At 69.9% G+C, this 20,736-nt stretch carries 17 protein-coding genes; 13 read left to right on the top strand and 4 right to left on the bottom strand.

Features of this window, described 5'->3' with window-relative positions; all coding sequences use genetic code 11:
- Window positions 1-9: 9 nt before the first annotated feature.
- Window positions 10-1,473, bottom strand: a complete 1,464-nt coding sequence (locus GA0070561_RS03780) for a multicopper oxidase family protein (protein ID WP_091394973.1) — start codon at window positions 1,471-1,473, stop codon at window positions 10-12.
- Between the two features lie 224 nt (window positions 1,474-1,697).
- Between GA0070561_RS03780 and GA0070561_RS03775 the strand changes: the two genes are divergently transcribed.
- From GA0070561_RS03775 to GA0070561_RS03765, 3 genes are all read left to right on the top strand, one after another.
- On the top strand, window positions 1,698-2,882 hold the full coding sequence (locus GA0070561_RS03775) for a sensor histidine kinase (RefSeq protein WP_208603679.1): 1,185 nt from the start codon (window positions 1,698-1,700) through the stop codon (window positions 2,880-2,882).
- Window positions 2,879-3,556, top strand: coding sequence for a response regulator (locus tag GA0070561_RS03770; RefSeq protein WP_244166046.1), 678 nt, complete (start codon window positions 2,879-2,881; stop codon window positions 3,554-3,556). Before GA0070561_RS03775 ends, GA0070561_RS03770 begins: the two co-directional genes overlap by 4 nt.
- 65 nt (window positions 3,557-3,621) lie before the next feature.
- On the top strand, window positions 3,622-4,188 hold the full coding sequence (locus tag GA0070561_RS03765; protein ID WP_091394968.1) for a PadR family transcriptional regulator: 567 nt from the start codon (window positions 3,622-3,624) through the stop codon (window positions 4,186-4,188).
- A gap of 52 nt (window positions 4,189-4,240) precedes the next feature.
- On the opposite strand, the gene GA0070561_RS03760 is transcribed toward GA0070561_RS03765, so the two are convergent.
- Window positions 4,241-5,938, bottom strand: coding sequence for an MFS transporter (locus GA0070561_RS03760; protein WP_091394965.1), 1,698 nt, complete (start codon window positions 5,936-5,938; stop codon window positions 4,241-4,243).
- A 162-nt stretch (window positions 5,939-6,100) separates the two neighbouring features.
- The gene (locus tag GA0070561_RS03755) at window positions 6,101-7,639 is read right to left on the bottom strand and encodes an aminotransferase class III-fold pyridoxal phosphate-dependent enzyme (RefSeq protein WP_167362334.1); all 1,539 of its coding nucleotides are present in this window, start codon (window positions 7,637-7,639) and stop codon (window positions 6,101-6,103) included.
- Between the two features lie 127 nt (window positions 7,640-7,766).
- On the opposite strand from GA0070561_RS03755, the gene GA0070561_RS03750 reads away from it, so the two are divergent.
- The 6 genes from GA0070561_RS03750 to GA0070561_RS03725 all read left to right on the top strand — a co-directional run bounded on the left by GA0070561_RS03750 (window position 7,767) and on the right by GA0070561_RS03725 (window position 14,868).
- Window positions 7,767-8,792, top strand: coding sequence for a methyltransferase (locus tag GA0070561_RS03750; RefSeq protein WP_091394959.1), 1,026 nt, complete (start codon window positions 7,767-7,769; stop codon window positions 8,790-8,792).
- Window positions 8,793-8,874: 82 nt separating this feature from the next.
- Entirely contained in the window at window positions 8,875-9,993 is a 1,119-nt protein-coding gene (locus tag GA0070561_RS03745) for a sensor histidine kinase (protein WP_091394956.1), read from the top strand.
- Window positions 9,990-10,649 (top strand): response regulator, encoded by a 660-nt coding sequence (locus GA0070561_RS03740; protein ID WP_091394952.1) that lies wholly within the window; start codon window positions 9,990-9,992, stop codon window positions 10,647-10,649. The genes GA0070561_RS03745 and GA0070561_RS03740 overlap by 4 nt, the downstream gene beginning before the upstream one ends.
- A gap of 105 nt (window positions 10,650-10,754) precedes the next feature.
- Complete coding sequence (locus GA0070561_RS03735) at window positions 10,755-12,830, top strand: multicopper oxidase family protein (RefSeq protein WP_141710310.1); 2,076 nt, start codon at window positions 10,755-10,757, stop codon at window positions 12,828-12,830.
- 88 nt (window positions 12,831-12,918) lie between these two features.
- Window positions 12,919-14,040 carry a ScyD/ScyE family protein gene (locus GA0070561_RS03730; protein ID WP_091394946.1) on the top strand — a complete coding sequence of 374 codons (1,122 nt, stop codon included), beginning with the start codon at window positions 12,919-12,921 and terminating at the stop codon, window positions 14,038-14,040.
- Between the two features lie 129 nt (window positions 14,041-14,169).
- Window positions 14,170-14,868, top strand: a complete 699-nt coding sequence (locus GA0070561_RS03725; RefSeq protein WP_181539555.1) for a response regulator — start codon at window positions 14,170-14,172, stop codon at window positions 14,866-14,868.
- A 43-nt stretch (window positions 14,869-14,911) separates the two neighbouring features.
- On the opposite strand, the gene metK is transcribed toward GA0070561_RS03725, so the two are convergent.
- Complete coding sequence (gene metK, locus GA0070561_RS03720) at window positions 14,912-16,099, bottom strand: methionine adenosyltransferase (RefSeq protein WP_091394940.1); 1,188 nt, start codon at window positions 16,097-16,099, stop codon at window positions 14,912-14,914.
- A gap of 232 nt (window positions 16,100-16,331) precedes the next feature.
- Between metK and GA0070561_RS03715 the strand changes: the two genes are divergently transcribed.
- From GA0070561_RS03715 to GA0070561_RS03700, 4 genes are all read left to right on the top strand, one after another.
- Complete coding sequence (locus GA0070561_RS03715) at window positions 16,332-17,120, top strand: AfsR/SARP family transcriptional regulator (RefSeq protein ID WP_091397314.1); 789 nt, start codon at window positions 16,332-16,334, stop codon at window positions 17,118-17,120.
- A gap of 81 nt (window positions 17,121-17,201) precedes the next feature.
- Window positions 17,202-18,464, top strand: coding sequence for a beta-ketoacyl-[acyl-carrier-protein] synthase family protein (locus tag GA0070561_RS03710; protein WP_091394937.1), 1,263 nt, complete (start codon window positions 17,202-17,204; stop codon window positions 18,462-18,464).
- Window positions 18,461-19,681, top strand: coding sequence for a ketosynthase chain-length factor (locus GA0070561_RS03705; protein ID WP_091394934.1), 1,221 nt, complete (start codon window positions 18,461-18,463; stop codon window positions 19,679-19,681). Before GA0070561_RS03710 ends, GA0070561_RS03705 begins: the two co-directional genes overlap by 4 nt.
- Window positions 19,678-20,736: a methyltransferase gene (locus GA0070561_RS03700; RefSeq protein WP_091394932.1), complete on the top strand. Its 1,059-nt coding sequence runs from the start codon at window positions 19,678-19,680 to the stop codon at window positions 20,734-20,736. The genes GA0070561_RS03705 and GA0070561_RS03700 overlap by 4 nt, the downstream gene beginning before the upstream one ends.

Raw genomic sequence — 20,736 nt, 5'->3', positions numbered from 1 at the left:
TCTCAGGGGTCAGGGAACGATCTTCATCTGTGCCATCATCCCACTCGCGGAATGGTCGATCATGTGGCAATGGTAGACATATCGGCCAAGATACGGCCCGAATGTCGCCTGGAGTCGGACCGTCTCGCCCGGCCCCACCGAGATGGTGTCCTTCACCCCGGCCTCGCCCGGCGCCGGCGGCTGACCGTTGCGGGCCAGCACCCGGAACTGGACCAGGTGGGGGTGGAAGTTGTGCGGGATGCCGAAGAGCGTGTCGCCGTTCGTCACCGTCCACACCTCTGTCGTGTTGCGTTTGATCTCGGTGTCGACCCGTTCCGCATCGAACTGCTGCCCGTTGATGAGGAACTGGCCGGTCGACGGGTTGAAGTTGAGCGTGAACGCCCGCTCCTTCGTGGCTGCCGGCAGCGCGGGGATGGTGCTGAGCCGGTCGGGCACCCGGCTGGTGTCGGCGGCGGCCCGGTTGACGTCGAAGCGCAGCACCGGCCCGGCCACCGCGTCGTCGAGGAAGACCTGGCTGCCGACCGGGAACGCGCCGAAGTCGACGACGATCTCGACCCGCTCGCCGGGCGTCAGGCTCCACGAGCGGATCGGCGTCGGCCCGGCGAGCAGCCCGCCGTCACTCGCGATCTGGGCGACCTCGGCGTCGTTGCCGAGCCGCAGGGTGAACGTGCGGAGGTTGGACGCGTTGACGAAGCGCAGCCGGTACTTGCGGGCGGCCACCGGGAAGTAGGGCTGCGGCTTGCCGTTGACGAGGATCGTGTTGCGGAACTGGAAGTCGTCGTGTTCGAAGATCAGGCTCGCGTCGTCGGCGAACCGCGCGTCGCGCAACATGATCGGGATGTCGTGGTTGCCGGTGGGCAATCGAAGTTCGGCCTGGGCTGGATCGTCGATCAGAAAGAAGCCGGCGAGCCCGCGGAACACGTGCTCGGCCTCCATGTGATGGGCATGGTCGTGGTACCAGAGCGTGGCTGCCCGCTGCTTGTTGGGATAGCTGTAGATCCGGCTCTTCCCCGGGTCCAGCACGTCGGTCGGGAAGCCGTCGCTGCTCGACGGCGTGTGGCCTCCGTGCACGTGCACCGCGGTCGGCATGTCGAGGTGGTTGCTGTGGGCAATGACCGCGAGCCGGCCCGTCTTGACCCGGAACGTCGGGCCGGGAAACAGCCCGTCGTAGGTCAACACTTCGGTACGCGTCCCGGGCAGGATCTCCACGCGAGCCTTACGGGTGGAAACGACGTAGAAGTCGGTGTTGGCTACCGAAGCGATGGGCTGTTGCACCGGCGGTATCGGCATCCGGACAGCGAACGGGGCGGTGACGGCCGCGACGTGTGCCGTCTTCCCGTGGCCGGTGTGGGTGCCGTGCGCCGGCGTCGCGGACGGGGTGGAACCGCGGGCCGCTGCCGCCGCGGTGGTCGTGACCAGCGCGGCTGCTCCCGCGGTGGCACCGGCCTTCATGACGTTGCGTCTGCTCACCATTGGTCGCTCCACTCCTGGTGGTCGAGGTCTCGGGTGAACTGTCAGGGAGGTCCCTCGACGCGCCGTCGAAAACTGGTCGCGGCCAAATGTGGATTTCACCTTAAGTTTTGGTGTGACTACCAAAAGCTAAGCTTCGATGCTTCCAACGACGAGCGGTGAGACCGTAGACTCGTGCGAGTAGTCGGCCGTGACAACTCATAGAAGGCCGATCCGATCTGAGTGCTTTGTCGCCCACGACGGGGGGAGTCGGCGACACGGCGGGCAGCGGCGCTGGGGAGAGCCGTTCGTGCCCGCACCTGGGGAGCAATAGGGCACACACCGGGGGATCCGCAATGGTTGTTGGAAACGATGCGCTGCGGAGGACCGCTGCCGAGGTTCTCGAACGCAGGCATCAACCGATTCTTGCCGCCTACCGTCAGCGTCTTGCCGCTGCGAGTGACGATTTCGAAGGGGCTGCTGACCTGATCGACAGCTACACCGCGCAGGCCGATGTCCTGCTCCGGGAGACGATGGCCGAGATTCGCCGTACGGCGACCGACCCGCTGTCGGCACCGCCGCCGGCAGTGTCCACTGAGGACGTCGAGCTTCACCCACGCGAGTGCTTTCGCGCGGTCGTCGCGCTGGCCGACATCGTGTTGGCCGACGCGCTGGAGCAGTTGGTCGGCCAGCCCGACCAGGGCGCGATCCTGGCGCTGGTCGCCGACGCGCTCACCCGTACGACACTGACCCGGCTGGTCGACGCGAGTTCGCGCTATGCCGCCGGCCTGATGAACGAGGTCCACCAGGCGCAGATCGCCGAGCGTTCACTGATCGCGCGCGAGCTGCACGACCGGCTGGGCCACAGCCTCAGCGCGGCGTACCGCAACCTGGAGGCCCACGAGCTCGCCCAGGAACGACGCCACGACGATGTGGACCGCCGGGTGGTCATCGCCCGGGAGTCGCTCCACGACGCGGTCGGCTATCTGCGTGTGCTCATCGCCGACCTTCGGCTCTCTCAGCCGCTCGGGTCACTCGACGAGGCGCTGGCCAACTTCCTGTCGACGGTCGAGACGGGCGAGACACGTCTGCACACCGAGATCAACGGCGACGAGTCGTGGGTGCCGCCCGAGGTGCTCGACGAGGTGTTCCTGGTCGTCCGCGAGGCGCTGCGCAACGCGGTGGCCCACGCCGGCGCTCGGGTGATCCACGCGGTCATCGACATCACCCCGCACGAGCTGCGGGCGACCGTCGTCGACGACGGGGTGGGCTTCGACCTCGCGACGGTGCGCGACGGCTCCGGCCTGCGCGCGATGGCTGAGCGCGCGGCCGTCGTCGGCGGTCGCCTCGCGGTGCGTGCGGCGGGCCACCAGGGCGCTTCGGTCGAGCTCGTCGTGCCGCTGCTCGCCGTCGGGGCGGGGGCTGACCGGTGACCGTCACGATGATCGAGCCGACCCGCATCGTGCTGGTCGACGACCACGTCGTGGTGCGGGACGGCCTCCGGGAGATCCTCGACGCCCAGCGCGACCTCGTGGTCGTCGGCGAGGCCGGCGACAGCGGCGCCGCTATCAACGAGATCCGAATCCGCCAGCCCGACATCGTGCTGCTCGACGTGCAGATCCCCGGCGACGGGGTGACCACCACGGTCCGTCGGATCCGTGACGTCGCGCCGGCGAGCCGGGTCATCATCCTCAGCATGTTCGACGGCCCGACGCTGTTGCGTGAGTTGCTGACCCTTGGCATCTGCGGCTACCTGCTGAAGAACTCGACGCGCCAGGAGTTGGTGGCGGCGATCCGCAGCGCCCGCGCCGATGACGCGCCGGTGATGCTGGCAGTCTCGCGGGAGAGCCTGACCCAGGTGCAGGGGCCGGTGCACAGCACGCTGTCGGACCGTGAGCGCGAGGTCCTGCAGTTGGTCGGTCAGGCGATGAGCAACGCTCAGATCGCCGGTCGGCTCTGCCTGTCGGAGGCGACGGTCAAGCGCCACCTGCGCAACATCTTCGCCAAACTCGGTGCGGTGTCCCGGATCGACGCGGTCAACAGGGCCATCGCGGCCTCCCTGATCGTCCTGCCGAGGCTCTGCGTCGACCCGACGTTTCACGGATAGCAGGCCGCTCAAGGATTGCTCTGGGTAACTTGCCCGCAAACGGGCACTCGTGTTGGACTAATGCCGTGAATAGCACTCGCCTGTTCGTACTCGGAGCGCTCGCGCGCGGGGGCCCCATGCATGGGCACCAGATCCGCCGGGCGGCCCAGGTCGACCGTACCGAGCTGTGGAGCGACGTCAAGCCGGGGTCGCTCTACGGCGCGCTGCACCGAATGCAGGTCGAGGGCGTCATCGAGGCGGTCCGGACCGAGCAGGAGGGCAACCGGCCCGCCCGCACGATCTACGCGCTCACCTCGGCCGGCGCGGCGGAGCTGATCGGCCACCGCGACGAGGCGTTGCGCGACACCAAGCTCCGTCACGACCCGGTCGACCTGGCCCTGCAGAACGTGATCGACCTCGGAGAGGACGCGCTGCGCGCGATCATCGTGGCGCGCCGGAAGGCCCTCGCCGAGCAGCTCGACTCGTGGCTCGCGCTCCGAGAGCTGGCGGCACCGCACATCCGCGGTCTGGAGTGGACGACCTTCCGTCATACCGAGCTCCGACTCCGTACCGAGCTCGCCTGGCACGACGAGCTGCTCGACCAGTTGCCCAAGCTGATGGCCAACCAACCGACCTCGATGACGACCTCGTGACGGTGCCAGCCCCGGCCCCGGTGGCATCTGCGGGGCCGGGGCTGGCGGCTTGTCACTGAGCGGGCTCAGTCTGGGTGGTCACGTTCCAGTCGGGCTTGCTCGCCTCCGCCCAGGGCTCTTCGGGCCGGCGGGGCAGCAGGTAGACGAGAAGGAACGTGAGGATCACGCCGACCAGGACGGCGCCGACGGTCCACTGGACCGCCCGGTTGAAGTTGGTCTCCAGCGCCGACGTGGCCGCGCTGTCGAAGGCCGCGCCGACCGGGCCCGGCGCCGAGTCTGCGCAGCCGGGCGGCGTGGCCGTCGGATCCGACGCGCGCGACTGGCGGATGAAACAGTCGGCGAAGGTGGTCGTCGCCGCGCTCGCCTCGGCCGGCGGCAGGCCCGCCGCCACGAGCGATGCCTGGAGCTCCGGGCTCGCCTTCTCCGCGGCGGTCCCCGAGTAGGAGCCGAGCGTCCCGAAGAGGACCACGCCGGCCACCGCGACGCCGATCGCCTGGCCGAGACGCTGGGCGGTGCCGAGCACACCGCTGGCCGCGCCCGCGTCCTGCCAGGGCACTCCGGCCAGCACGATCTCGACGCTCGGCGCGATCACCAGGCCCGAGCCGAAGCCGGCGAAGAGCAGGGCCGGCAGTAGCTCCAGGCCGGAGCCCCACCAGTGGATCGTGGCGATGATGCCCACCATGCCGACGATCACGATGCCCGCGCCGAGCATCAGGACGCCGCGACCGAGCGCCCGGGCGACGTTGTCGGAGATGGCCGCGCCGACCAGTGTGCCGAACGAGAACGGCAGCAGGATCAGGCCCGTCGTCAGGGCGGACTTCTCCAGGCCGATCTGCAGGTGCAGCGAGAGCGCGAAGAGCAGGCCGATGAAGCCCGCGAAGTAGCAGAGGCTGATGCCGACGCCGGCGGAGAACGAGCGGTGCGCGAAGAGGCGCATGCTCACCAGCGGGACCTGGGCGCGTCGGGCACGGCGCAACTCCCACACCGCGAAGACGGCCAGCGCGGGCAGCGCCGCCGCCATCGAGACGAACGTCCATGCCGGCCATCCCAGGCGCTGGCCCTCGACCAGAGGGACGGCCAGCAGCAGGACGGCGGCCGAGACGAGCAGCATGCCGATCACGTCGAGACCACCGCGGCGGCCTCGCGACTCGGGCACCAGGATCAGCGCGGCGACGAACGTGGCCAGGCCGATCGGCACGTTGAGCAGGAACACCGGCCGCCAGTCCCAGCCGTTGAGGTCCCACGCGATCAGCAGGCCGCCGAGGAGCGGGCCGCTGGCGGTCGCGATGCCGCCGATCGCGCCGTAGATCCCGTACGCCTTGCCGGTCTCCTTCGCCGGGAACGTGGTCTGGATCAGCGCCAGCACCGGCGGGTTGAGGATGCCGGCCATCATGCCCTGCACCACCTGGAACGCGATCAGCTGGCCGGGTGTGTCCGCGAGTGCCGACGCCGCCGACGCGAGCGTGAACCCCGCGACGCCGATGAGGAACAGCTTGCGGTGGCCGAAGCGGTCGCCGATCCGGCCGGCGGGGATGAGCAGCAGGCCATAGCCGAGCGCGTAGCCGGCGATGACCCACTCCATGGCCGTGTAGGTCGACCGGAGGTCGCGCTGGATCGGCGCGACCGCCACATTGACGATCGTCGTCGCCAGCAGAATCATGAACGCCCCGGCCAGAACGACGGCCAGGATCAGCCATCGGCGCGGATTGGGTGGGGCGGCGCTGCGTTCGTCGGTCCAGCTCTCCGTCATCGCGTTCCTCCTGAAGTCGGACGGGGGTCGACAGCGGACCCACCCTTCGACTACACGCCGTCGCGTACGATTAGTCAAGTACGGCTATTTGCGTATGACCTGTACGGCACATGAGGAGGGCCCGGGTCAGGAACTGACCCGGGCCCGGTGACGCAGAGGTGGCTACGACCAGTCGGACGAACCCGAACCCCACTCGGAGGAACCGGAGCCCCACGCGGACGTCGCCGGCCACGCCAGGTCGAAGGGGAAGTCGTTGGCGCGAAGCTCCAGCGTGCTCTCCAGCACGGCGTCGGTCAGCCGGTCGACGTCGGCGTCGCTGTGAGCGCCGCCGGCGAAGAACATCGGCATGCCGAGCGTGTAGATGCCGCGCTTGCGCAGCAGCAGCGTGAGAATGAACGTCGCCGGGTTGAGCGCCCGCGAGTAGACCCGGTAGTCGGTGTAGGAGTCTTCCGGAAGGAACTGGAAGCACCCGATGTAGTCGCCGAACCCCACCATGCGCAGCGGGATCCCCTCGGCCGCCCGGAACGCGGCCAGCCGCCCCTGGACCCGGTCGACCTTGGCCTGCAGGTCGGTGTAGTAGGCGGGCCCCTTGTCGCGAAGCAGCTGGAGCGTGGCCAGCGACGCCGCCACCGACAGGTAGTTGCCGGTGTGGCTGCCCTGCAGGCCGGTCTTCTGGCCGAAGTCGGTCCAGGACTGCCCACTGGTCTGCGAGATGTCGAGGATGTCGGCCCGACCACCGATCGCCGACAGCGGCAGCCCGAGCCCGCTGATCACCTTGCCGTAGGTGACGAGGTCGGTCGGGATGTCGAACTTCTGCGCGGCGCCGCCGAGCCCCGAACGGAAGCCCGTCAGCACCTCGTCGAGGATGAACGGCACCCCGAGCCGCCGGGCGGCCACCGCCACCTCGCGGATCATCGGGATGGTCGTCTCCTCGAACGGGAACGACGAGGCGGCCGGCTCGGCCAGGATGCAGGCCAACTCGCCCGCGTGGCGCTCGATCAACTCGACCGCGAGCGCGGTGTCGTTGGGCAGGATCAGCAGGTCGCGCGGTTCGGCCGGGGTGACGCCGGCGAACGCCGAGACCAGCGGAATGCCGTCCTTGCCGATCTCCGGGAACGGTACCGCGGGATGCCCGTGATACCAGGGCGCGGTGTTGTGGACGGCCAGGTCGTGGGACCCGTGCAGGGTGCCCTCGAACTTGGCGACCATCCGCCGCCCGGTGTGCGCACGGCAGAGCCGGATCGCCGACTGGGTGGCGCCCGTACCCGAGTGTTGGAAGGCGAACTTCTCGTTGTGCGGGAGGATCTCCCGCAGCAGCGTCGCCAGCTCCAGCTCCAACGCGTTGGTGTAGCCGTTGCCGGTGCCCTTGCCGAGGTGCTCGCGGACGAAGTCGACGACCGGCGCCGGGTTGTGCCCGTGCAGCGCCTGAGCGCCGTATCCCATGTGGCAGTCGAGGTAGTCGTTGCCGTCGATGTCGGTCAACGTCGATCCGCTCGCGGTGGCCGCGATGACCGGAAACGGCGGTGCCTGGAACGGCCAGAACACGTGCGCGGCGGCGTCGACCGCCCTCAGTTGCTCGACGTGCGCGGCCGAGGCACCCTGGCGCGCGCCGATCTCGCCGAACAGCTCGTAGACCCACTTCTGCTGCATGAGGTCCTGAATGACCTCGATCGCTCCGCGCTCCTGGTGGCTGGCGCCCATCGTGTCCCCTTCGCATGGCGGCCGTGACAGGCGCAGCCTGCGCCCGTCCACTCGAACCCGGCTGGAGAACCGGTCGATCGACGCGGCTTCGAGCCGGTCTCGAGCGCCGTCGTCGAAGCTCGCCGCCATGACGGAAAATCGGGTCAATCTCTACTCGCTGACCGACACGATCACGCCGTGGGCAGTGCGGGCCGCGGCGACGCTCGGCCTCGCCGACCTGATCGCCGCGGGCACCACCACGCTCGACGAGCTCGCCGCGGCGACGAAGGCCAATCCCGACGCGCTGCACCGGCTGCTGCGCTACCTCGCGGTCCGCGGCGTCTTCAAGGAGACCGAGCCGCGGGTGTACGCCCTGACGGAAGCCGCCGAGTTCCTCAAGACCGACCACCCCGCCGCCCAGCGTCCCTGGCTCGACGTCGACTCGATGGCCGGCCGGATCGAGGGCACGTTCAGCTCGCTGACCCACTCGATCCGCACCGGCGACGCCGCGTACCCCGTGCGTTACGGCATCGAGTTCTGGGACGACCTGTCCACCAACCCCGACCGGGCCACGTCGTTCGGCGCGCTGATGGCCACCCACGCGAGCTACTTCGACCAGGTCGTCCAGGGCTACGACTGGAGCACCGTCAACCACGTCGTCGACGTCGGCGGTGGCACCGGTGCACTGCTCACCGAGATCCTCAAGGCCCAGCCGCACCTGCGTGGCACCGTGGTCGACCTGCCGGGTGTCGTCGAGCAGGGCCGGGCCCGGTTCGAGGCGGCGGGCATCGCCGACCGCGCCGAGGTGGTCAGCGGGAGCATCTTCGACCCGCTCCCGGCCGGCGCCGACGTCTACATCCTGTCGAACGTTCTGCACGACTGGAACGACAGCGCCGCCGAGAAGATCCTCCAGCGGGCAGCGGATGCGATCGGCACGACCGGAAAGGTGCTGATCGTGCAGATCCTGGTGAAGGACGAGAACGACAACTTCCCCGACGACCCGGCCCGGCTGATGTTCATCACCCAGATGGACCTGCGCCTGCTCTCGCTCATGGCGGGCAAGGCGAGGACCTGGCGCGAGTACGCCGAACTGGGCGAGAAGGCCGGGCTCCAGGTGGCGGGCAGCACGGTGATCCCCACCGGGCAGACCCTGCTCTCGCTCCGCCGCGGCTGAGCCGACGGGCCCCTTGCCGACGGTTCCCGGTCGGGAAGGGGCCCTCGCTAACGGACCGTGCCCGCGTCGTACCGTTGCGGACATGAACCCGGCCATCCGACGAATCGCGATCGATGCCCTCATCGCCGTCGTCGTCGCGGCCGTCGTGGCGGTGGCGATCCGGGTCGCCGACGAGCCCGGCGCCCGGCCGCCGGACGCGCGCGCCTACGCGATCGGCGCGGTGATCGGGCTGCTGCTGGTCTTCCGGCGCCGCTGGCCGCTGCTGGTGCTGGTCGGTTCGGTCACCGCGCTGATGATCTACTACGCGCTCGAGTACCCGGGCATCCCGCCCGCCCTCCCGTTGGCCGCCGCGCTCTTCTCCGTCGCGGCCGCCGGCCGGTTCACCTGGGCGCTCATCGTCGCCGGGTTCTTCGTCGTCCTTGAGCTGATCATGCGGTACACGCTGCTCGGCGAGGGTTTCTTTCCCGCCCTCTCGGCCACCCTCGAAGAGGGCTCGCTGCTCGCGGCCGTGGTGCTGCTCGCCGAGACGATCCGCACCCGCCGGGTCCGGCTGGCCGAGGCACAGCAGCGCCTCGCCGTGATGCGCCAGGAGCGTCAGCACGAGGTCGCCCAGGAGCGACTCCGCATCGCCCGCGAGGTCCACGACGTACTCGGTCACACGATCGCCGCGATCAGTGTGCAGGCGAGCCTCGCCGACGACATCTTCGACAGCAAGCCGGCCGAGGCGCGGGCCGCGCTGCGGAGCATCCGGGGCGCGGCACGTGACGCCATGCACGAGGTCCGCTCGGCGATCGGCATGCTCCGCGACGCCGGGGAGGTGCCTGACCTGGCCCGCGTCTTCGCGGTCGCCGAACAGGCCGGCGTGAAGGTGCGGTCGGGGATCGCCGGCACCCCGCGCCCGATCCCGCCGGAGGTGGCGCTCTCGGTCTACCGGATCGTGCAGGAGTCGATCACCAACACGGTCAAACACGCCGAAGCGACGACCGTCGACGTCACCATCGCCTACGCGGGCGACGCCGTCACGGTGGAGATCGTGGACGACGGGGTCGGGTCCGGGGCGAGCCAGCGGGGGCACGGGGTGGCCGGCATGCGGGAACGGGCCACGGCCGCCGGCGGGTCGCTCGAGGCCGGGCCCCGGCCGCAGGGCGGGGGGTTCCGAGTGGCCGCGCGGCTGCCGGTCGAGGTGGAGGAGACAGCGTGACGATCCGGATGGTGCTGGCGGACGACCAGACACTCGTGCGGGCCGGCTTCCGGGGCCTGCTCGACCACAGCGACGACCTGGAGGTGGTCGGTGAGGCGTCCAACGGCGCCCAGGCTGTCGAGATGGTCGCCGCGACCCGGCCGGACATCGTGCTGATGGACGTGCGAATGCCGGTGCTCGACGGCGTCCGGGCCACGGCCGCGATCGTCGAGCGGTTCCCGGCCGTGCGGGTCATCGTCCTGACCACCTTCGAGCTCGACGAGTACGTCTTCGAGGCGCTGCGCGCCGGCGCGAGCGGGTTCCTGCTCAAGGACATCGAACCCGACGAGCTGCGCCAGGCGGTGCGGGTGGTGGCCGGCGGCGACATGTTGATCTCGCCGCGGGTGACGAGCCGGCTGGTGAGCGCGTTCGTCAGCACTGTCGCGCCGACGCCGGTCGACGGCGGCCGGCTGGCGGTGTTGACCGACCGTGAGCGCGAGGTGATGAGCCTGGTGGCCAGCGGGCTGACGAACGAGGAGATCGGGCGCCGGCTGTCGATGAGCCCGGCCACGGCCCGTACCCACGTCCACCGGGCCATGGTCAAGCTCCGCGTCCGCGACCGCGCGCAACTCGTCGTCCTCGCCTACCAGACGGGGCTCGTCGCGCCCGGCAGCTGACTACGGCACTTGTTTCGCAGGCGGTGCCGGCTACGGCGATCGCCGTACGCATCGGCCGTTGCTCAACGGATGCCGTGGGGTGCGCATCCTTCGTATGTTGGCGTCATGTTTGAGGTCGGAGAGAACGCCGATGGGATCCTGGCCGGGGTCCTGTTCCTGATCTGGCTGTCCGCGGCGATCCTCGCCACGCGGCTGGCCTGGCGGCCGACGCCCGAGGCGCTGCGCAAGAGCGCCCGTCGGCTGCTGCGTCTGCTCGTCGCCGCGCTGGTGGTGCTGGTCGTCAAGTGCGTCGCGATCGGGCTGATGCTCGCCGTCGACTGGATCTTTGCCGACAACCGCGTGATCGTGCAGATGCCGCTCCTGCTGCTGCCGATGCTGGCCGTCGTCATCTGGACCGTGCCGGGCCTGCGCGCCCTGGCCAACCGTGACGACGCACCGGTGGACGTCGAGACGCGCTCCGCCGCCGCCGATCCCCGATTCGTCGTGCCGGTCCAGGTCACGGCCGTGGCGACGGTCATTGGCGTCTACTTCGCGTACGTGTCCCGTCCGGTCCCGTCCTACCTCGACGACATCGCGACCCACGCCGCGCCGATCCTGCTGTCGGTGTTGGTGCTGTGGTTCTGGCAGGGGCGTCGCCTGCGGGTCGTCACCGCGACCGACTTCGCGCGTCGGGGCCGGCGTGCCAGCGCCCTGCGCGCCACCGCACAGGCCGCCGTCGTGGTGCTGGTCGTCGCCGCCGGCATCACCTACGTGGCCCAGAGCAGCAGGCTGCCGGACCGCATGTCCATGACGTCCCACGACAACGTCGACTACGGCGGTGGCCCCTCGATCGGTCACGGTGGTCACGGCGGGACCTCCGTCGACGAGCTGCGTGGGCCGCAGACCGGCAAGCCCAACAAGGCCTTCACGCTGACCGCGAAGAACGCAACGGTACGGCTCTCGTCGGGCACCGAGATCAAGGCACTGACGTACAACGGACAGTCGCCCGGTCCGGAGCTGCGGGTCCGTGAGGGTGACCTCGTCGAGGTGACGCTGCACAACGAGATTCCCGACGAGAACGTGACCATCCACTGGCACGGCCTCGACGTCCCCAACGGTGAGGACGGCGTGGCCGGCGCGACGCAGAACGCGGTGGAGCCGGGCGGCAGCTTCACCTACCGGTTCATCGCCGAGCAGGTCGGCACGTTCTGGTACCACACCCACCAGAACCCGCTCGAGGCGATCCGGCGGGGTCTGTTCGGCGCGCTGATCGTCGAGCCGCGCGACGGCCCACCCCCCGGCGAGCGTGACTTCGTCGTGCAGGCCCACGAGTGGCGTACGCCGGACGACAACATCGTCTCGTTCGGCACCAGCGACACGCTGCAACGCCAGGAGGTCGCCCCGGGCACGCCGGTGCGACTGCGCCTGATCAACACCGACAACAACCCGTCCACCGACAGTCGGCCGCGGGCTCTGACGGTCAACGGCACGCCGGTGCGGGTGGCGGCGATCGACGGGGTCGACGTCAACGGCCCGACCCCGCTGACCGACCCGCGGTTCGGGCTGGCGACCGGTGGACGCTACGACGTGACGTTCACGATGCCGGCGGGCCCGGTGCGCCTGACCGACCTCGCCAACCGCGACGGCGGGCTGGTCCTGGCGCCACCGGGTGACACCTCGACGCCGAAGATCGTCGACGACGGGGACCACTTCGACCCGCTCTCGTACGGTTCTGGCGGCTCCCGGCCCTTCGACGCCGGCTCGTCGTACGACCGCTCGTTCACCCAGCTCCTCGACGACCGGCTGTCCTTCTACAACGGGGGGCTGCACCTGGTGCCGATCATCAACGGGCACAGCTTCCCCGACACGCCGACGCTGATGGTTCGGATGGACGACGTGGTCAAGGTGCGGATCGTCAACCGCAGCCACCAGAACCACCCGATGCATCTGCACGGCCACCACGCGTTGGTGCTGTCCCGCAACGGGGTCCGCGCGACCGGGTCGCCGTGGTGGATCGACAGCCTCGACGTGATCCCCGGTGAGATCTACGAAATCGGCTTCAAGGCGGACAACCCGGGGCTCTGGATGGACCACTGCCACAACCTCGACCACGCGGCCAACGGCATGGTGATGCACCTCGCCTACGAGGGCGTGACATCCCCCTATGAGCTGGGGCGCGGCACTCCCAATCAGCCGGAGTAGGCGGACCTGTCGAGCCTTCCTCCACCGGGCCTCGAGGCAACGACGGCAGCGTCGTTCGCATCCGAACCCCGCATGCTGAGGAGAACCCATGCTCGACGCGATGCGACGAACGTTGTCGCTGGCTGTGCCGCTGGTACTGGTGGCCGGCATTGCCGCGCCCGCCACTGCGGCCACCTCGACCACTGGGCGACTGACCGTCGTCGCCCGCAACCTCGACAACCCTCGCGGTGTCGCCATCGACCGGGCCGGCACCGTCTACGTCGCCGAGGCCGGGCTCGGCGGCGACGACGTGTGCATCCCCGGCACGTTCGGCACCAACCTCTGCTACGGCTCGACCGGTGCGATCACGGCGGTCCGTCACGGCTGGCAGAAGCGAGTCGTGACGGGTCTGCCGTCGCTGCGGAGCACCGGCGGCGGCTTCTCCGTCTACGGGGCCCACGACCTGGCGTTCGACCGGCAGGGCAAGCTGCTGGTGGCGATGGGCTACAGCACCGACCCGGTCTCGCGCGACCTGCTCGGTGCGGCCGGGGCCACGATGGGGACGGTCCTCCGGGTCGAGGGGAAGCGCCGCTGGTCGGTCGTCGGCGACCTTTCCGCCTTCGAGGGGCAGAACAACCCCGACGGGGTCATTCCGGAGAGCCAGCCGTACGCCGTGGTCGCCGACGGGCGTGACGTCTACGCGCTCGACGCGGCCGCCAACGACGTGCTCAAGATCGACCGCCGTGGCGCGGTCACTGCCGAACATGTGTGGCCACAGGAGCAGGTTCCTGCGCCGCCGGAGTGGGGCCTGCCGCCTGGCTCGACGACGCCGATCCAGTTCGTGCCGGTCACCATCACCCGCGGGCCGGACGGTGCCCTCTACATCGGACAGCTGACCGGGCACCCCTTCCCGAACGGCGGCGCCCGGGTGTGGCGGCTGGTGCCCGGGCAGGAGCCGACCATCTTCGCGACCGGCTTCACCAACATCATCGACATCGCGTTCGACAAGCGGGGTCGACTGGTCGTGCTGGAGATCGCGAAGAACGGGCTCAGCTCCGGGGACTCCACCGGTGCGTTGATCCGGGTGGAGCGCGACGGTAGCCACCGGGAGCTGGCGAGCACCGGCCTGGACTCCCCGATGTCGTTCGCCATCGCTTCCGACGGCAGCTTCTACATCGCCAACAAGGGCCTCGGCATCGGCGAGTTGGTCCGTCTGTCCACACGAGACTGACAGAGTCGCACGGCGATCGTGGCGTTCTTCGTGTCGGGAGGACGCCACGATGGCTGTGGTGTCACACGTCCGCGATACGGTGCCAATCGTGTGCACGCTGGCGGCGGGGGATGGGGTCTGGGGGTTAGGTTGACGCGGTCCGACGGCGGGTCTCCCGCCGGCGCCACCACCATCCTCATAGTCGACGACCACGCTCTCGTCCGCGAGGGGCTGCGCTGGGTGCTCGAGGTGCACGCCGACCTCGACGTGGTCGACGAGGCGGGCGACTCGGCCACCGCGGTCGCCAAGGCGGCGTCGGAGCGTCCCGACGTGGTGTTGCTCGACGTCGAGATTCCCGGCGACGACCCGGTGGTCACGGTGCGCCGCATCCGTGAGGTGTCGCCCGACAGCGCAGTCGTCATCCTCAGCATGTATGACAGCCCCGACCTGCTGCGCCGTCTGATCGCCGCCGGGGTGCGCGCCTACCTGCTCAAGAGCGTGGGTCGTGAGGAACTGGTCGCCGCGATCCGCAAGGCGCGCGACGGCAGCGGCTCGGTGCTGCTCTCGGTCTCCGGTCAGAGCCTGGTGCAGGTGCAGAACGCGGAGTCCGCCATTCTGTCCCCCGTCGAGCTGGAGATCCTGCAACTCGCGGCCGAGGCGATGACCAACGCCCAGATCGCACGGCGGCTCGACCTGACCGAGGCCACTGTGAAGAGCCATTTGCGTCGAATCTTCGCGAAGCTCGGCGCGGTCTCCCGCATCGACGCGGTCAACAAGGCGGTGGCAGCGTCACTGGTGACGCTGCCACACGACCGGTTGGTGCCACGCCCGCGCCGCCCGCCGTTCTAGGGCCAGTTCTTATGAAACAGGCCCTGGCGACCGGCGACGTTCCTCAACAAGCGGCCTTGAGGTCGGCGGCGCGGTCCGTGCGCTCCCAGGTCAGGTCCGGGAGTTCACGGCCGAAGTGGCCGTAGGCGGCCGTCTGCTGGTAGATCGGACGCAGGAGGTCCAGGTCACGGATGATCGCCGCCGGGCGCAGGTCGAAGACCTCGCCGATCGCCTTCTCGATCCGGTCGAGCGGCACCGTCTCCGTCCCGAACGTCTCCACGAACAGGCTCACCGGGTGGGCCTTGCCGATCGCGTAGGCCACCTGTGCCTCGCACCGTTCGGCCAGGCCCGCGGCGACCACGTTCTTCGCCACCCACCGCATCGCGTACGCCGCCGAGCGGTCGACCTTCGACGGGTCCTTGCCCGAGAACGCGCCACCACCGTGCCGGGCGTACCCGCCGTAGGTGTCGACGATGATCTTCCGTCCGGTCAGGCCGGCGTCGCCCATCGGGCCACCGATCTCGAACCGGCCAGTCGGGTTGACCAGCAGTCGGTAACCCTCGGTGTCGAGGTCGAGCGCCTCCAGCTCCGGCGTGATCACGTGGTCCCGGATGTCGGGGGCGAGCAGTTCGTCGAGGGAGATGTGGGCGGCGTGCTGCGTGGAGACCACGACGGTGTCGAGCCGGACCGGTCGTAGGCCGTCGTACTCGACGGTGACCTGGGTTTTGCCGTCCGGCCGCAGGTAGGGCACCGTGCCGTCCTTGCGGACGGCGGCCAGCCGACGGGCCAGCCGATGGGCCAGCGCGATCGGCAGCGGCATCAGCTCCGGCGTCTCCGAGCAGGCGAAGCCGAACATCATGCCCTGGTCGCCGGCGCCCTGGGCGTCGAGCCCACCGCCGGACGAACCGTCGCGCAGCTCGATCGCCGTGTCGACACCCTGCGCGATGTCGGGCGACTGGGCGCCGATCGAGATGCTGACGCCGCAGGATGCGCCGTCGAAGCCCTTCTTCGACGAGTCGTACCCGATGCCCAGGACCGTTTCCCGCACGATGCGCGGGATGTCGGCGTAGGCCTGCGTGGTGACCTCGCCCGCGACGTGGACCTGGCCGGTGGTGATCAGGCTTTCGACGGCGACCCGGCTGTGCGGGTCCTGCGCCAGTAACGCGTCGAGGATCCCGTCGCTGATCTGATCGGCGATCTTGTCGGGATGACCTTCGGTGACCGACTCGGAGGTGAAGAGGCGGCGCGACATGTGTGACTCCTAACCCGAGGGGCGTGGGGGCCCGGCGAGTCTTCCCGCCCCTGGTGGAGGTTGCCTGGAGGAAGCATCGAGCGATCAAAGGGGTATCCGCCGTACAACTTTCGACACGCATCGATCCTCGGAAGAACCCGTGATGTCGCTACCTGCGGTCGTTCCGACACGCCCCGCTCATCCATAGCTTGAGAGCGTCTCGACGAGTGCTATGGGGAATGGGGGGACCACTGTGGTCAGGTACGAGATCCTCGGGTCGCTGGAAGTGATCCACGAGGGCCGGATCTGCACGCCGACGCCGCCGAAGGTGCGGACCGTGTTGGCGTTGCTGGTGATGCGGGCCAATCGGGTCGTGTTGGTCGACTCGATAATCCGGGAGTTGTGGGGTGACGATCCGGCGCGCAGCGCCGTCACCACGGTGCAGACCTACATCTACCACCTGCGCAAGCTCTTCGCGAAAGAGGGCATAGAGACCCCGGACCGGACCGTGCTGGAGAGCCGTGCCCGCGGCTACCTGCTCAGGGTGGAGCCGGGCCAGCTCGACGCCGAGGTGTTCGAGACGATGCTCGACCAGGGGCGCTCGCACATCGAGTCGGACCGGCCCGAGGAGGGCGCCGAGGTGCTGCGGCGGGCGCTGGCCATGTGGACGGGGCCGGTGGGCGCCAACGTGACGTTCGGGCCGGCGTTGGAGGCGCACGCGATCCACCTCCAGGAGCAGTGGATCCGGGCGCTGGAGCTGCGCATCCAGGCCGACATCACGCTCGGCCGCCACCGGGAGCTGATCGGCGAGCTGCGCTATCTCGTGGGCACGTACCCGCTCAACGAGTGGTTCCACCGCCAGCTCATCGTGGCGCTCAGCCGCTCGGGGCGCCGTGGTGAGGCGTTGCAGGCGTACCACCACCTGCGCCGGGTGCTCAGTGAGGAGTTGGGCCTGGACCCTTCGCCTGACCTCCAGCGGCTCCAGCGGGAGGTGTTGGCCGCCGGCGGGCCACTGCGCCCGGGGCTTGCCAGGGCCTCGTGACAGGCCCTCGACCGACGCTCCAGCGCCGTTCGACCGGCCGTCCCTAGCTTTCACACGGACATCGCGGCCAGGAGGTCTTCCATGACGAGCACATCCGACCGTCGGGTGGTCATTACCGGGATTGGCGTCATCGCCCCCGGTGGACTGGGCACCAAGGCGTTCTGGGAACTGTTGACCGCTGGCCGCACGGCCACCCGTACCCTGTCGTTCTTCGACGCCACCCCCTTCCGGTCGCGGGTGGCCGCGGAGGCCGACTTCGACCCGGTCGCCGAGGGCCTGTCGCCGCAGGAGGTCCGTCGGATGGACCGGGCGGCCCAGATGGCCGTGGTCTGCACCCGGGAGGCGCTGGCCGACAGCGGCTTCGAGGTCGCCGACCCGACCCGGGTCGGCGTCAGCGTCGGCACGGCGGTCGGGGCCACGATGAGCCTCGAAGAGGAGTACGTCGTGGTCAGCGACGGCGGCCGGAAATGGCTGACCGATCACCGGTACGCCACCCCGCACCTCTACGACTATCTGGTTCCGAGCTCGTTCGCCCGCGAGGTGGCGTGGTCGGTCGGGGCGGAAGGTCCGGCGACGGTGGTCTCCACCGGCTGCACGTCGGGCCTCGACTCGGTCGGCCACGCCCGGGAGCTGATCCGGGAGGGCTCGGCCGACGTGATGATCGCCGGCGCGACCGACGCCCCGATCTCGCCGATCACTGTGGCCTGCTTCGACGCGATCAAGGCGACCACGGCCCGCAACGACGACCCGACGCACGCCTCGCGGCCGTTCGACAACAGTCGCGACGGGTTCGTTCTCGGCGAGGGTTCGGCGATGTTCGTCCTCGAAGAGCTCGAGCACGCCCGCCGGCGAGGTGCGCAGATCTACGCCGAGTTGGTCGGGTTCGCCTCGCGCTCCAACGCGTTCCACATGACCGGCCTGCGGCCCGACGGGCGGGAGATGGCCGAGGCGATCCGCGTCGCGCTCGCCGACGCCCGGCTGCCCGGCGACGCCGTCGACTACATCAACGCGCACGGCTCGGGTACGAAGCAGAACGACAGGCACGAGACGGCGGCGTTCAAGCGGAGCCTCGGCGATCACGCGTACCGCACCCCGGTCAGCTCCATCAAGTCGATGATCGGCCACTCGCTCGGTGCCATCGGCTCGATCGAGATCGCGGCGTCGGCCCTGGCGATCAAGCACGGGGCGGTGCCGCCGACGGCCAACCTGCACGAACGCGACCCGGAGTGCGACCTCGACTACGTGCCGCTCACCGCCCGCGAGCAGCAGACCGACGTGGTGTTGAGCGTGGGCAGCGGGTTCGGCGGCTTCCAGAGCGCGATGCTCCTGGCGCGTGTGGCATGACCACTGTCGTCACCGGGGTCGGGGTGGCCGCGCCCAACGGGTTGGGCCGCGACGCCTTCTGGGCGGCCACCGTCGCCGGGGTGGGTGGGATCGGGCCGATCAGCCGTTTCGACCCCTCGGGTTACCCGGCCCAGTTGGCCGGCGAGGTTCCCGGATACGAGGCGGCCGATCACATCCCGAGCCGGCTGATGGCGCAGACCGACCACATGACTCGGCTGTCGTTGACGGCGGCGCAGTGGGCGCTGGCCGATGCGTCGGTCGACCCGTCGGCGCTGCCCGAGTTCGGCATGGGTGTCGTGACGGCCAGCGCTTCGGGCGGCTTCGAGTTCGGCCACCGTGAGCTGGAGAAGCTCTGGAGCAAGGGCTCCGAGCACGTCAGCGCGTACCAGTCGTTCGCCTGGTTCTACGCTGTCAACACCGGCCAGATCTCGATCCGCCACGGGATGCGTGGGCCGACCGGGGTGCTCGTCACCGAGCAGGCGGGTGGGCTCGACGCGGTGGCGCAGGCCCGGCGTCAGGTGCGCAAGGGCGTGCAGCTCGTGATGACCGGCGGTGTCGACGCGTCGCTCTGCCCGTGGGGCTGGACGGCCCAGCTCGCCAACGGCCTCCTCAGCACGGGGCGCGATCCGGCCACGGCGTTCCTGCCGTTCGACGCCAACGCCTCGGGTTACGTGCCGGGCGAGGGCGGGGCGATCCTCGTGCTGGAGGACGAACTCGCCGCTGCCCGGCGCGGGGCCGCCGTCTACGGGGTGATCGCCGGATACGGCGCGACGTTCGACCCCCGGCCCGGCTCCGGCCGCCCGCCGGGACTGCGTCGGGCGGCCGAAATGGCAGTGTCCGACGCCGGTCTCACACCAGCCGACATCGACGTCGTCTTCGCCGACGGCGCCGGTGTCGCGGAGCTCGACCGCGTCGAGGCCGAGGCGATCACCGCTGTCTTCGGCCCACGCGGGGTGGCGGTGACCGTGCCCAAGACGATGACCGGCCGGCTCTACTCGGGCGGGGCGGCGCTCGACCTCGTGTCCGCGCTGCTGTCGATCCGGCACGGAGTCATCCCGCCCACCACCAACATCCGCCAGCCGGCCGAGGGCCTGCACCTCGACCTGGTGCGCGACGTCGCGCGGGAGACACCCGTACGCGCGGCGCTCGTCCTCGCCAGGGGCTACGGCGGGTTCAACGCGGCCATGGTCGTGACCGACGAAAGGAATGGACGATGACCGACGCCAGCCTCGCCGCCGTCGCGAACTTCGACGAGCAGCAGGCACTTGACCTGCGTGAACGGCAGATCGCGGTGCTGGGAAGCGCCAAACAGATCGCCAACGTGATCTACGTGGTCACCGAGCTCGGCGTCGCCGACCTGCTCGTCGACGGACCGGTGCCCGTCGCCCAACTGGCGGCGGCGACCGAGTCGCACGAGGACGCGCTACGGCGGATCCTGCGCGCGGCCTCCGCGGTCGGCATCTTCGACGAGCAGGAGGACGGGTCGTTCGCGCTGACCCCGCTCGGTGAGGGGCTGACGTCGGCCCGGATCGGCGGGCTGCGGCCGATGGTGCAGTTCAGCGGGGCCGACTTCAACCGCCTCCCGTACGCGGAGATCCTGCACAGCGTCCGCACCGGCGAGCCGGCCTTCAACAAGGTCTTCGGCATGGGCTTCTACGACTACCTCCAGGCCCACCCGGAGGCCAACCGGTTCTTCGAGGGCTTCATGGCCCACTGGAGCCGGCGGCTCGCCGACCGGTTCGCGGCGGAGTTGGCGCCCGAGCGGTTCGGCCGGATCGCCGACATCGGCGGCAGCAACGGCTACTTCCTGGCCAAGATGCTCCAGCGTCACCCCGAGGGCACCGGTGTCCTCTTCGATCTGCCCGAGGTCGTGGCCGACGCCGAACCGCTGCTCAAGGAGCACGGTGTCACCGAGCGGGTCGAGGTGCGGGGCGGCGACTTCTTCACCGACGAGCTGCCAGCGGGTGCCGACGCGTACATCCTGAAGTCGATCGTCCACAACTGGCCCGACGACACCTGCGTCACGCTGCTGCGTCGGATCCGGGCGGCGATCGGCGACGCCGACTCCCGCCTCATCGCGATCGACCAGATCGTGCCGCCGCGCAACCAGTGGGACCACGCCAAGATCATCGACATCGACATGCTGGTGCTCTTCGGCGGCAAGGAGCGCGACCTCCGCGAATGGCAGGCGCTGTTCACCGCGTCCGGTTTCGAGCTGGTCAACACCCCCGCGTCCCGCGGCTGGGCCCTGCTCGAAGCGCGTCCGATCTAG

Origin of the sequence: Micromonospora saelicesensis (genome assembly GCF_900091575.1) — a bacterium.
Lineage (GTDB): Bacteria > Actinomycetota > Actinomycetes > Mycobacteriales > Micromonosporaceae > Micromonospora > Micromonospora saelicesensis.
This window is presented reverse-complemented; position numbering and strand designations above follow the sequence as displayed.